At 44.0% G+C, this 13,806-nt stretch carries 9 protein-coding genes; 7 read left to right on the top strand and 2 right to left on the bottom strand.

Annotation, left to right across the window (positions count from 1 at the left end):
• Positions 1 to 88: 88 nt before the first annotated feature.
• Complete coding sequence (locus RDO37_RS02790) at positions 89 to 856, bottom strand: peptidylprolyl isomerase (protein WP_281710777.1); 768 nt, start codon at positions 854 to 856, stop codon at positions 89 to 91.
• Positions 857 to 1,327: 471 nt separating this feature from the next.
• Entirely contained in the window at positions 1,328 to 2,119 is a 792-nt protein-coding gene (locus RDO37_RS02785; RefSeq protein WP_308498021.1) for a hypothetical protein, read from the bottom strand.
• A gap of 702 nt (positions 2,120 to 2,821) precedes the next feature.
• On the opposite strand from RDO37_RS02785, the gene RDO37_RS02780 reads away from it, so the two are divergent.
• The 7 genes from RDO37_RS02780 to pheT all read left to right on the top strand — a co-directional run bounded on the left by RDO37_RS02780 (position 2,822) and on the right by pheT (position 13,051).
• Positions 2,822 to 3,676 carry an aldo/keto reductase gene (locus RDO37_RS02780; protein WP_281710779.1) on the top strand — a complete coding sequence of 285 codons (855 nt, stop codon included), beginning with the start codon at positions 2,822 to 2,824 and terminating at the stop codon, positions 3,674 to 3,676.
• A 337-nt stretch (positions 3,677 to 4,013) separates the two neighbouring features.
• The gene (locus RDO37_RS02775; RefSeq protein WP_308498020.1) at positions 4,014 to 5,357 is read left to right on the top strand and encodes an FtsX-like permease family protein; all 1,344 of its coding nucleotides are present in this window, start codon (positions 4,014 to 4,016) and stop codon (positions 5,355 to 5,357) included.
• A 151-nt stretch (positions 5,358 to 5,508) separates the two neighbouring features.
• Positions 5,509 to 6,285 carry an ABC transporter ATP-binding protein gene (locus RDO37_RS02770; protein WP_303073589.1) on the top strand — a complete coding sequence of 259 codons (777 nt, stop codon included), beginning with the start codon at positions 5,509 to 5,511 and terminating at the stop codon, positions 6,283 to 6,285.
• Between the two features lie 176 nt (positions 6,286 to 6,461).
• Positions 6,462 to 7,940, top strand: coding sequence for an FtsX-like permease family protein (locus tag RDO37_RS02765; RefSeq protein ID WP_308498019.1), 1,479 nt, complete (start codon positions 6,462 to 6,464; stop codon positions 7,938 to 7,940).
• Between the two features lie 359 nt (positions 7,941 to 8,299).
• Positions 8,300 to 8,854, top strand: a complete 555-nt coding sequence (locus RDO37_RS02760; protein WP_308498018.1) for a DJ-1 family glyoxalase III — start codon at positions 8,300 to 8,302, stop codon at positions 8,852 to 8,854.
• 661 nt (positions 8,855 to 9,515) lie between these two features.
• Positions 9,516 to 10,499 carry a phenylalanine--tRNA ligase subunit alpha gene (gene pheS, locus RDO37_RS02755; RefSeq protein WP_044121181.1) on the top strand — a complete coding sequence of 328 codons (984 nt, stop codon included), beginning with the start codon at positions 9,516 to 9,518 and terminating at the stop codon, positions 10,497 to 10,499.
• A 173-nt stretch (positions 10,500 to 10,672) separates the two neighbouring features.
• Complete coding sequence (pheT, locus tag RDO37_RS02750) at positions 10,673 to 13,051, top strand: phenylalanine--tRNA ligase subunit beta (RefSeq protein ID WP_308498017.1); 2,379 nt, start codon at positions 10,673 to 10,675, stop codon at positions 13,049 to 13,051.
• Positions 13,052 to 13,806 lie beyond the last annotated feature (755 nt).

Raw genomic sequence — 13,806 nt, 5'->3', positions numbered from 1 at the left:
AAGCACTATACAAGCTCGGCGCATAGTGTACACCAAAATGATGTTATTAATGCGTTTTGGTGAGCTTAGAAGTTTTGAGCATCAAATCTTAGTTGTGTCTGCAACCGCAGCCGCCGTGACCGTGGCCATGACCACCGCCGCAGCACTCATGCTCTTCATCACCGTGGTGATGACCGTGACCGTGGCCGTGACCACCACAGCACTCGTGCTCTTCATCATCGTGGTGATGACCATGACCTGAGCAACCGCAGCCGCCGTGACCGTGCTCATGACCGCCACCGCAGCACTCATGATCTTCCTCATGGTGATGGTGGTGACCGCCGCCACAACCGCAACCATGACCACCGTGACCGCCGCAGCAGCCGCCGTGGCTTTCTGATGGGCACAGGCCATCTGGATGAGCGTGACCGTGAGCGATTTCCTCAGCAGTAGCCTCACGAGCATCTTCAACAGTGCCCATGAACTTTAAGGTCTTACCAGCTAATGGATGGTTACCGTCTACAACAACAGTATTTTCCTTGATCTCGGAAACGATAACTAAACGAGGGCCAGTGCTAGTGTCAGCCTCGAACATGTTACCCTTCTCAAGAGGATAGTTGCCAAATAAACCGCGATCGATTTCCTGAATGAGCTCCTGCTTGATCTCACCAAAAGCATCTTTTGGCTCAAGAGTAGTTACGAACTCATCACCCTTGGAAAGACCGATTAAGGCATCTTCAAGACCCTTAACTAATTGGCCTTTACCTAAGAGAGCAACCATAGGCTGGTTAGTGTCTGTACGACCAACAACTTGATCGGTCTCATCAGTTACGTAATAGGAAACACTTACGACTGAGTTTTCAGCAATCTTGTACATAATTTAGGTCTTCTTACCGTTGGTTTGGATATCTGTTTGATTATACACCATTGGCTAATTTGAGTTAGTTTGTTGAAACTCCATCGCAACAAGTTAAAAAGACACCATCAATGAGTGCGCCATTATGATGGCCCACTTATGCACTAAAGGCCGAACAATAGCCATTTTATCCGCATGGCATGCTAGAACACTGCCGCTTTTATTGCGATTTTTAGTCAGATGATACAGTCGCAACAAAGCCCGTATATAAGGCAATCTAGCCATCAGTTATAGCATCTAAGCCACATGAGCTATGTAATGAGCTAGTAGCACGCTAGTTAGTATTTAGATTTCTAAGTAAAAAGATAGTGGGATTGGATCAGATGGTGGGGAAACAACAAACTAATGCTAATTAGGCTGTATAGATAAAGATGCGGCAAGAGCTTGATGAGGGTGTGGTAGCTGCAGCTCTGAGGCTGCAGCTTAGAGATCTTAGTTAGAGGCTAATCCGCTTTGAGAATTTGAAGAGTGGACTTGATCTTCATTGTTGCGGATAGATAGAACCTCTGAGCTCTTAATAGAGCTACCAAAACACTTGTTGTTGAGGGCACCATTGCGATCAAAGGCTTGATAAACGCCCTCAGAGTTAACTACAAAACGGGAGCAACGATCAGAAAGCTGATTGCCCTTTGCAGTTAAGGTGAGCATAAAGCCATCATCAGCAGCTTCTACAGTGCTATCAAAGTTCTTTTGAATCTTCTCGGAGAAACTAAAACGGCAGCCAATATAACCAGAGTTAATGTTGCCGCAGGCTGATAAGAAAGCAGCTCCGTCGATGATCTCGCTAGCAGCAGCTTTACGGTTAGCAGCAAGCTGTTGCTTCTTTTTACGCTCTTCATCGCCAAAGCCGAACATGTACCAAGCGCTCTTAACTTCCTCTTCTTCCCACTCTTCATCAACTGCAGCAGTTTGCTGAGTGCTATTCATGCTCATGAGATTGTTGCTCTCATGGCCTTGGCTCATGGAGCCACGGGATACAGAGGTTTGAACGGGTACGGCTTGTGCGGTGGCATCGGCTCTTGTTGCTACCAAGGAAGGATCTTGATAGTCAGTACCGTTTGGTTTGAGTGCTACGTGTAAGAGCAGTGACAGAGCGAAAAGGCTCAGGCAGCTCACACGAAAACGACTCACAGTGCCATCGTGATTGAATAAGGCCCAATCCTGGAATGAGTAGAAAAGCTCACCGATGGATAGGCGCTTTGAATGGGATTTAGAATTCTTCATTCTCAAACTAAGCGTGAAGCAAAAACACGCTTTTATCTCTTGCACATAGCTAAATGCTTAGCGATCTTCTTTGTAGGTTGCACGCCTACAATAAACAAAAATGCGCTCTAGCATTACGTGCGTCTCACTAACATTAAGGTCGCTATTGTAGCGTATAGATTGAGATTTTTTGTCGTTCACGCCAAAATTTTACTGCCTAAAGATCACAAAATGTCTCATAAAATCGTGGAGACTGTGGTAACAGCTAAGATCTTAGATACAACATAGAAATATGCCTTACGTTCACAAATGGGGCAAAGATCTTAGTGATTTAGGTAAATGCACTTTAAGATCTCAGTGATCTAGGTATATGCCACTAAAGATCTCAGTGATCTAGGTATATGCCACTAAAGATCTCAGTGAGCTAGGTATATGCTACTTAAAGATCTTAGTTAGCTGGGTAAATGCCGCTTAAAGATCTTAGCTTTAGGATAAGAAGATGATCTTTTTGTACTAATTTAGTTGTAGCTTGAGTCTTTTCATCAAAAACCTAGATGGCAACACAGAAAGTGTTTTAACTTTCGGCTAGAATCGTCACTTACTTTGGCAGTAAATGTCTTTACCTGAAGCTATCATATGCTAAAAGCAGGTAAGAGATTATGTTGATGGAACTAGACTTTAACTGCAGCAAGGATCTGATTGAACTAGTGAGTAGGAGCCAGGATGCACAATATTGTTTTGAACAATGGGGTTAAGATACCAGCATTGGGCTTTGGTGTGTTCCAAATTCCTGATCATAATGAGTGTGTTAAAGCCGTATCCGATGCTATTAGCGTGGGTTATCGTTTGATTGATACAGCTCAGGCCTATCACAATGAAGAGGCTGTTGGCATGGCTGTAAAAAAGTCATCCGTGCCTCGTGATGAGTTCTTTTTAACTTCTAAGATCTGGGTGGCTCATAGTGGTGAGAATTTAGCTGCAGCATCGATTGATGAGTCGCTCAAGCGTTTGCAGACTGACTATATTGATCTCATGCTGATCCATCAGCCATATGGCGATTACTATGGTACGTATAGAGCTCTGCAAAAAGCGCTTAAAGATGGCAAGATTAGAGCCATTGGCGTCTCTAATTTCTTTGCCGATCGCCTCGTTGATCTGTGCAACTTTATGGAGATCAAGCCTCAGATCAATCAGATGGAGACTCACGTATTTCAGCAGCAAGCTAAGCTGAGGCCTTATATGGATAAGTTTAAGGTACAGCTTGAGGCATGGGGGCCTTTTGCCGAGGGTAAGAATAGCTTCTTTGAAAATCCAGTTTTATTGAAGATCGCCGCTAAATACAATCGCACAGTAGCTCAAATTGGTCTGCGCTTTTTAGTGCAAAGTGGCATTATCGCCATTCCAAAGTCTTCGCATATCAAGCGTATGGAAGAGAATATTAGTGTGTTTGATTTTGAGATCTCAAACTCAGATATGTCCTTAATTCGTATGCTCGATACGGGGCGTTCTGCATTTTGCGATCATTCTGATCCTGAGTTTGTTCAGGCTGTTGCTGATCTTAGTCATAACCATCCATAAGTTAATGCGCTATAACATTATCAGAGCATGAACTTATCAAGGAGAGGTTTTCTAGCTGCTGTTAATTGCTTTTAGCGCTACGGTCTATTAGGAATGTAACTCTGTTACTGCCTTGGTCATGTTAGGTTAAGTTGGTCGTTAGATCTTTTTACGCTGAGAGATATGTGTGGTGGCTCGTGCCACTAAACTATTTGTGATTGATGTTGTTTTGAACATCATTCGGCTGTTAAAGCTTACCTTTATGATGCAATAGCGGTTTTATTAAGATAAGTGTTATTAAATCTGATATGCTCACAACTTCAATGACTGTGGATGACATGTTTTAGGTTTTTATAAAGTGAGTTTATTTAGTAACTCGATATTCTTCATTGCTGTACGCTATACCAGAGGCACCAAGAAACAACGCTTCGCATCGTTTGTGGCTACATTGGCTACTTTAGGTATTGCCATTGGTGTATGTGCCTTGATTGTAGTGAGCTCTATCATGCAGGGTCTGCAAGAGCGCTTGAAAGAAAACATCTTGAGTGATTGTGCTCATTTGGTGGTCAAAGCACAGGTACAAGACATCCCTTACTTACTCTCGTTAAATAACGTCAATGCCTTGGTTCCTTTTGTTCAAGGCGAGTCCATGATGCAATTTGGTAGTGAAATTGCCATGGTTACATTGCAAGCTACCGACAATAACTCTTTGTACCTTTCTAAGGACTATGCACAAAAGCTTGGCATTAGTGAGCAGGATGCGGCTAATTTTGAACAAAGAGGTGTGCACTCAGGTGATGATGTTAAGAGCACTGATGAGCCTTTAACCTACACTACAGGTGAGAAGGTAATTAAGATTCCGCTTATGGAGTTTGACTCTTTAGGCTATGCCTATGGCAGCTTGTTCAATTTTGAACCAGGCTCCTATCATCTAGCTGTGAACTATATGCAAGTCTCGCAGATGGGTATAGAGCTCTCTTACGATAGCAAGGTAAGACTTATCAGTACGCAAAATGCTCGCTACACTCCATTTGGCATCACCCCAGTTGCACGCAACTTTGAAGTAAGTGCGCTTATAAATAGTCTGGATAAGTCACCTGCCCCAACTGTAGTTGGCAACTATGATGATGTCAGTCGTTTTCTTCGTCTAGGCAAGGGCGAGCATTACTACAGACTGTATTTAAGTGACCCTTTCTTAATTGAAGAGACCCTCTCCACATTAGACAAAAAATTTGCTTACACCGATTGGCGCTCGCGTTATGGCGACTTCTTTAAAGCCGTGGGACTTGAGAAGATCTCTATGTCCTTAATGCTATGTCTTATTGTTGTAGTGGCCGCTTTTAATATTCTCTCATCACTGACCATGATGGTAAGTTCACGTGTTAGTGAGATCGCTATCTTGAAGACTATTGGTATGCCTAGCTCATCTATCCTTGCTATTTTTGGATTGCTGGGAATGTCATCAGGCATCATAGGATCTTTAGTTGGTGTGATTGCCGGCATTCCGCTGGCTTATAATGCGCAGGCTATTTTAAGCACTATCGGTATTAGTATTGTTCAAGGTGAATTGCCAGTGGTAGTAAACCCAATGAACATCGTAGTTATCTGTGTTTTAAGTTTAGGCGTGTCTTTGCTGTGTACTTTCTACCCATCTTATGTGGCCGCAAAAGCTGACCCTGCCTCAAACTTAGTGAATAGCTAAAACAATAAACTTAGTGAATAGCTAAAACAATGTGCAGCAGCTTATCGTAAAGAAAGCTATGTAGGTACTTATATTAGATAGCTATCTTGTACTAGCAAACTTCACACATTGATTAATGTAAGTTTAGAGTGACCGTAACGGACTACTAACAATGCACAAGATTTTATATAAAGGACGCGGCATCGAGCACGCTTATGACGAAGGCAAGATCAAGACAGCTGTGCTCAAAGGAGTCGATTTAGATATCGAAGCCTCAAAGATGACCGCAATTGTTGGTAAGTCTGGTTCAGGTAAGAGTACCTTGTTACATATCTTAGGTACCTTAGATACTCCAGATAAGGGCGATATCTACTTTCAGGATGTGCTCATCAATGGCCTTTCAAGCAGAGCCAAAGCACGTTTTAGAAATCGTCATTTAGGCTTTGTCTATCAGTTTCATCATCTTTTAGGTGACTTTACTGCGCTTGAAAATGTAATGCTGCCTCTGCTTATTGATAAGGTAAATCCATCCTTAGCCAAAGAAAGAGCGCAGTATCTTTTAGAGCGAGTAGGTTTAGTAAGTCACATGCATCACTTGCCATCCGAGCTCTCTGGCGGTGAAAGACAGCGTGCTGCTATTGCTCGTGCTTTAGTGTACTCACCAGAGATGGTTCTTGCCGATGAGCCAACGGGTAATCTTGATGAGACTAATGCAGCTAAGGTATTTGAGCTGTTACAAGAGCTAGTGCGTGATGAGGGCTCAGCTGTAGTCATGGTTACCCATGACATGTCTTTAGCTAAGCAATGCGACACTATCTATGAAATGGCAGGCGGTGTCATTAAAGATGGCACCTTTAGCGATTCTGACAGCGAGGTTGCCTCAGTAGTTAGCAAATTAGCTCTTAGCAGAGCCGCAAAAGAAGTAAAGTTAAAAACTAAAGGCTCATAAGTAAGCAAGGTCTGTTAGATTTGTCTTTAAAGACTTAGTGCTGATAGACGAAAAGTCGTGATGGGAGCAATTAACAGCTTACCAAACGCTAAATGTAACCAAACTTGCCAAGCTAAGCTCTTAGCAAGGTAAGTCATGGTAGGCATTGAACCACCTTAAGAATGCAGGAGAAATCTGTGGCTGATAATTTAGGCATGATGCTTTCGTTACGTTTCGTTAGATCGCGTCGTAAAGGTGCCTTAACCCGTTTCATCTCTTTTGCCTCAACTTGCGGCATTGCAGTAGGTGTGTTTGCAGCTATTGTCGGTTTCTCTGCTATGAATGGCTTTGAATCTGAGCTAGAAAACCGCGTCTTATCCGTAATCCCTTCAGCACGTTTAACCGCATCTGACTCGCACTTTAAAGATGTTGAGGGTATTGAAAGTGTGCTTAAACAAGATAAGCGCATTCAATCTACAGCACCAGCAGCAGAGGTAAGAGCCATCCTCTCAGCTAATCGTGCCTTTGCCCCTTTGCTCATCACTGGTATCGAGCCACAAGCTGAAAAAGAAGTAGTTGCGATTCAGCGCTTTATCAACGTGGACATGAATTGCCTCAATCACGATGAGTTCAAGTCTATTGCCGGACATTGTTCAGTTAATACCCCAAAGGCAGATGCCACTCAAGATACCGCCTTGGCCAAGGTCAACAGGTCAGCAGAAACAAACACTCAGACAAATGACAGCAACACAGCTAAGGTAAGCGATGTAGATACTAAAACTAGTATAGCTGCAGCAGGTGATAGTGCTAGTGAGCAATCTAATAGCGCTTATGACAAGATGCCACGCATTATCATTGGCTCTAGCATCGCTAAGAAGTTAGGTGTTGGTGCGGGCGATGTCGTGACCATGATGGTCATGTCTAATGTGCAGCAACAGCATGATGATTTTAAGGATTTTGAAAGCTCTTTAAAGGCACCTAATCGCAACAAGGCTTTAGTGATAGGTGTGATTCATTTAGGCGGTCAGCTTGATGGATCGCTTGCCTTAATGGATCTTGATGAGTTGCTAACTATATCCAAGCTAGAAGGTCCAAATGCTATCCATATTCGCACTAGCGTACTTAAGGATACCAACCGCATTATTTACGATGCTACTTACGGCAAGATCAGCGAAAACGCGATGCTCTCAACCTGGATTAACTCACAAGGCAAGCTTTACCATGATATTCAGATGGTAAGACAGATCATGTTTATCGCCATGTTCTTAGTCTTAGCTGTAGCTTGCTTTAATATCGTCTCAAACCTCATGATGATGACCAGTGAAAAGCGCCGTGAGATCGCTATTTTGCTTACTATGGGTATGCCACGATCTCAGATCGTGCGTACTTTCTCACTGATGGGTATTATCACCGGACTTTACGGCACCTTATTTGGTCTTATTCCAGGTATCTTATTAAGCTTAAGCCTAAGTCCAATTACTTCCTCTTGGAAAGAGTGGTTTGGCTTTGATTTGCTTAATGAGGATGTCTATTTCATCAACTTCATTCCAAGCGATCTTAGTTTCATCGACGTTTTAATTGTTGCTCTAGCATCATTGCTAATGAGTTGGCTAGCCGCTATATATCCGGCCATGCGTGCCTCCCGTGTGCAGCCAGCACAGGAGTTAAATCTCTAAAATAGGGTAGTGGCAAGTTTGCCTAACAAGAGTATTGCAGCTAAGAGCGAAGCTAGATGATATCTACTCTAAGAGCGAAGCTAGATGATATCTACTCTAAGAGCGAAGCTAGAAGATATCTACTCTAAGAGTGCTGCAAAGTGGAGCAGCCTTTAAACTAAACGAGTGACTTTTGCATTGCAGGGCGACTTGCTCTGTGGACGTTTTGTGTGCGTCCTTAAGGTGAGCTTGTGTGTTTTTTATCTCACAAAGACAAAGTCTTTGATGCAAAAGCTTGCATTTTTCAATAGCATAGTCAAAGTTGCACTGGCTTTTTTTGATTGTGTTTGGTCAGTGATTGTAATGTTGAGGATTTAGCTATGCCTGTTGCATTAGTAGCTTATGCAAATGGTTCTGAGGATATGGAAGTTACCTCAGTTGCCTCCATCTTAGATCGCGGTGGTGTTAAGGTAATTCGCGCTGCAGTTACTGCAGATGGTTCAAAAGAAGTGACCCTGTCTCACGGCATGAAGGTCGTTTGCGATCAGCACATTAGTGAGTGCGTTGGTCCTTATGACATGATCGTGATCCCTGGTGGTTTAGATGGCTCAAATAACTGTGCTGCTAATGAACACCTTGTTACACTCTTAAAGGCAAATAAGGCACAGGGCAAATACCTTGGCGCTATTTGCGCCGCTCCAGGTTTAGTTTTAGGCGCTCATGACTTAGTAGGCGAGGCAAAAGCTACTGGCTATCCAGGCTGCCATGCAAGCATCAAAAACTACACTGCAGAGGGTGTAACTATCGATGAACAGCACTTATTAGTAACTGGTAAGGGCCCAGCTTACTCTATCGACTTTGGCTTAGCCTGCCTTAAGGTGCTCATTGGTGCTGAGCAATTTGATAAGGTTAAGCAGGGCATGCTCTACGAATAGTAGTTAACTATTCAAACAATGATCTTTTAACAAATAGGCGTTTGGCCTATTGGTTAAAACCTAAGCATAGATCGTTGATCATGACACTAAAGACGGCTTGTATTTGCAAAAGTACAAGTCGTTTTTTGTTTTTAGCCATGGCCTGATGTGGGTTAGGCGTTGATGCTGAAGATGCTACGTGCCTAGTAATGATGCGGCGGTGTAGGGTGATGGCGATGATTAGTGCAGATTTTTTTCTGCTCAAAAGGCCCAAGATGCTTAGCTTGCATCTAGGCTTGTGCATAGCAAGCACGGGGTGCTTGAGAATGTAAAGGTATGGGGCAAAGATGATGGCTCAAAGATTAAGATCCCGCTTTTTTTGCGATTTATGCTAATGCATGAGATAATTGCAAGCTTAACAACTTTTGACAAAGTGACATCTAAAAAGATGTAAGAAAGGCTCATCAAATAGCGTCTTTGGGCGCGATATGATCTGGCCTTAAAGTTTTTCATACCGCAGGCAAGTGCAGCACTAAGGGTATTTAAGCCATAGTCTTTTATGAAAATGGTTTATTACGTAAGTTGGCACTATAGCTTGGGCAGATAATTGCTGCTGATACGGTAGTCAAAGGTAGATTAACTGCCTTAAACATTTGTTTGTAATTAACACGGTTTTTTGTTCATGGATAAGCTAGTTCAGGCGAAACAAGACGGTATTGCTGCCGCTCAGGACGTCAAGAATCTTCAGGATTTGGACGCAGTACGAGTAAATTTCTTAGGCAAGAAAGGCTTGTTTGCAGAATTTATGAAGGAGCTTGCTAAGTGTGATCCTGCTGAGCGTCCACAGCGTGGTGCGGTGATTAACGAGGCTAAGCAGGAGGTTGTCGCTGCCATTGAAAAACGCCGCGCCGAACTTGAGAAGGCTGCTCTTGATGCCAAGCTTGCAGAGGAAAAGGTTGATATCACTCTGCCAGGTCGTCACCGCGATGTAGGCACTCTTCACCCAGTTACTCGCACTATCGAGCGCTTAACTGAGCTGTTTGGCTCCATGGGCTTTGAAGTTGCGCAAGGTCCAGAGATCGAAGATGATTACCACAACTTCGATGCGTTAAATCTGCCACCTCACCACCCAGCTCGTGATAGCCACGACACCTTCATGTTCCCTAACGGCCTGCTGCTCCGTTCTCAGACTTCATCTGTACAGATTCGTACTATGGAGAAGAGCGAGCCTCCTATCCGTATTATCTCCCCAGGTCGTGTATATCGTAACGACTACGACATGACCCACACCCCAATGTTCCATCAGATCGAAGGTCTGTATGTGGACAAGAATGTGTCTTTTGCAGAGCTTAAGGGCGTGTTATACGAGTTCTTACAGAAGTTCTTTGAAGAAGAGCTTGAGGTTCGTTTCCGTCCTTCATACTTCCCATTCACTGAGCCATCAGCTGAAGTTGACGTGCGCCGTAAGGGTGGCAAGTGGCTTGAGGTTTTAGGCTGCGGTATGGTTCACCCTAACGTGCTGCGTAACGTTGGTATCGATCCTGAAGTCTACAACGGCTTTGCCTTTGGTATGGGCATCGAGCGTCTGACTATGCTGCGCTACGGTGTTAAGGATCTGCGTGCTTTCTTTGAAAACGACTTACGTTTCTTAAAGCAGTTCGCTTAAGCATTCAACACGACTAGATCACAGACCAAATGTGGATGTGGTTAGTCTCCATAGCCTTTGCCAAAAGCTAAGGTTGGTACAGATTTTTTAAGGGCATAAGACATACACACAGCCAAAAGCAGCGATTTAAGCTCTATAAGGCGTGAGTGATGTGTAGGCCCTATGGATTTAGTATGAAGTTCAATAAAAGCTGGGTTGATGAGTGGGTTGATAACACCTTAAGCGCTCAGGAAATGTCAGATGCCATTACCATGGCAGGCCTCGAGGTGGATAGCACTGAGGGTGTTTGCGCTGAGTTTGATGGCGTTGTAGTTGCTGAAGTTGTTGAGTGCGTAGATCACCCAGACTCAGACCACTTACATGTAACCAAGATTGATGCAGGTACAGGCGAGTTACTGCAGATCGTTTGTGGCGCTGCTAACTGCCGTACTGGTTTAAAGGTAGCTTGCTCCAAGGTTGGCGCTCACTTACCAGGCATCACCATCAAAGAGGCTAAGCTACGTGGCGTTGAGTCATTCGGTATGCTGTGCTCATACAAAGAGCTTGGCATGGCTGAAGAGTCTGATGGCATCATTGAGCTGCCAGCAGATGCTCCTGTAGGCACCGATTTACACGACTACTTACAGTTAAAAGATCACGTTATCGACGTTGATCTGACCACCAACCGTCCAGACTGCCTCTCAATTCGCGGCATTGCTCGTGAGGTTGGCGTATTAACTAAGTCTCCATTAAAAGAGGTTCCTTTTAACAAGGTTCCTGAGACTATTAGTGATACTTTCCCAATTGCCATTGAAGATTTTGAGGCATGCCCACGTTATGTTGGTCGTGTTATTCGTGGCGTAAATCAGAAGGCTCAAAGCCCTCTGTGGATGAAAGAAAAGCTCCGTCGTTGCGGTATTCGTGCTGTATCCCCAATCGTTGACGTTACTAACTATGTAATGCTCGAGTTAGGTCAGCCACTGCACTCATTTGATTTCAACCGCCTCACCGATGGTATCGTTGTGCGCTTTGCCAAAGCTGGTGAGAAGCTGACCGTGCTTTCTGGTGAAGAGCTTGAGCTTACCGAGAAGACCTTAATCATCGCTGATGCAAAGGGCCCACTTGCTCTTGCTGGTATCTTCGGTGGTGCAGACTCCGGTATTAACGATGAGACTGTAGATGTCTTCTTAGAGTCTGCATTCTTCTCTCCACTGGCTATCAAGGGTCGTGCACGTCACTATGGCTTAAAGACTGATGCCTCCCACCGCTTTGAGCGTGGTGTAGATCCTCAGCTGCAAGTTCGTGCTATTGAGCGTGCTACTGAGCTGTTAATTGCTATCGCTGGTGGTAGCGCAGGTCCTGTAGTTGAGTGTGCTGATGAGTCTAAGCTTGGTCTTGGCAAAGAGATCGTGTTACGTATTGCACGTTTAAACAAGATCTTAGGCTGTGAGATCCCTGTTGACGAAGTTGAGCGCATCTTAAAGGACTTAGGTTTAAACCCAGTTGCTATTGAGGGCGGCTTCAAGACTACTTCCCCATCATTCCGCTTTGACATTGAGATCGAAGAGGATCTGATTGAGGAAGTTGCACGTATTTACGGTTACAACAATATCCGTAACACTCTGCCTGTTGCAACCATGATCATGCGTGCTGACAAGGAAGAGGTCTTAGCTGAGAAGGCTTTACGCAACTGCTTAGTTCTCTCTGGTTTCCAAGAGGCTATCACTTACTCTTTCACCGATCCTAAGGTGCTCAAGGTTTTCAACGACAAGGAGCCTTTAGTCTTATCCACCCCAATCTCAGTTGAGATGTCTGCAATGCGTACTACTCTGCTTGCAGGTTTAGCTGTTGTTGCTAAGTACAATGCTAACCGCCAGCAAAAGCGCGTGCGTCTTTTCGAGTTAGGTCTGCGCTACATCCAAGATCAGGCAGCTGAAAATGGTGTTGCACAAGAGCCTATGATCGCTGGTATTGCTATTGGTGATACTGAGGTTGAGTCATGGAATAACAAGGCCCGTCACGTTGATTTCTTTGATATCAAGGGCGACGTTGAGGCACTGTTAGCTCTGACTGCTCGTGCTGATGACTTTGAGTGGAAGGTAACTGACGAGCCATTCTTACACCCAGGTCAGGGTGCAGATCTGTACCTTGATGGTAAGAAGGTTGGTGTTGTTGGTATGCTCCACCCTCAGGCTCAAAAGGATCTTGGCTTTAAGACTCCTGTTGCTGTATTTGAGATTGAGCGTGCTGCATTAAGCCTACGTATCATCCCTCAGAGCAAGGAAATCTCCAAGTTCCCATCTGTACGTCGTGACTTTGCTTTCGTAATCGATAAGACCGTTTCAGCTTCCGCTCTGTTAAAGGAGATCAAGGCTGTTGGCGGTAACATCGTGACCGATGCTGGCATCTTCGACGTATTCGAGAGCGAGACTTTAGGTGATAAGCGTTCTATCGCCTTAGGCGTAACCTTACATGACAACGACCACACTCTTGAGGATGCTGAAGTTGAATCTGTAGTTAACAAGATTCTTGAGGCTGTTAAGAGCAAGTTCGGTGCTGAGTTACGTCAGTAGTTATTTAGCTAAATAGCCCAGGATAGGGCCAATGACCCTATCCGCTCTTTAGAGCAAACTTAAATCATATTGCAAAATCACTTGATAAGCTGTTGTCTGAGCTCTAATGCGCAACTAAAGCGCAAGCTTCCAAGGCAGTATTAAGCGCACGCAGCATAGCGCAAACAATCTTGCGTATGCTTTTGGTTACGCTAGGTTAGCTTAAAGACAATCACGATGCCGCGTGGTTCGCACTATTGTGTAGCTTTACAAGTGATAAGGCTTGCATAAGTTTGATCTGTCTTGAAGAGACACAATTAAGGCCGTTACAAGAGAGCTGTTTTGGTGTATCTTGCAACGGCCTTAACTTTAATAGTTTCTTCGTCAAAGGCTGTTTTTATAAGCTCTGGCACTAAATTATCCCGCTTGAGGCGGTTAGTTCTAAGTTTTGCATTAGACTTGTTTGCTAGAGTTTATGCAAATTTTTGATAGCCATAGTTGAGCGTTTGCTAAAAAGCTATCAAAACATGCATCTTTACTAAATCTCACAGAAAGCAAGTTTTTGACTTCACGTCAAAGCCGTGAGCTTAGTCAAAAAATAGTGTTTTTGTTCTGTGCTTTGTGATTTTTTGTTGCATTGGCAAGATGCGCATGGAGTGCATACAGGTAAGATATGCTCAGATTATTCTGAGTAAAGTGTTTTTTCTTAACCTGTGCTGACCCTTGTCTTAAGAGCTGTGCAATATCAATTTGAACCTGCTTTGTTAACTAAGCTG

Source organism: uncultured Anaerobiospirillum sp. (genome assembly GCF_902485895.1).
GTDB lineage: Bacteria > Pseudomonadota > Gammaproteobacteria > Enterobacterales > Succinivibrionaceae > Anaerobiospirillum > Anaerobiospirillum succiniciproducens.
Note: the sequence above shows the minus strand (reverse complement) of the source record. Positions and strands in the feature narration are given on the sequence as shown.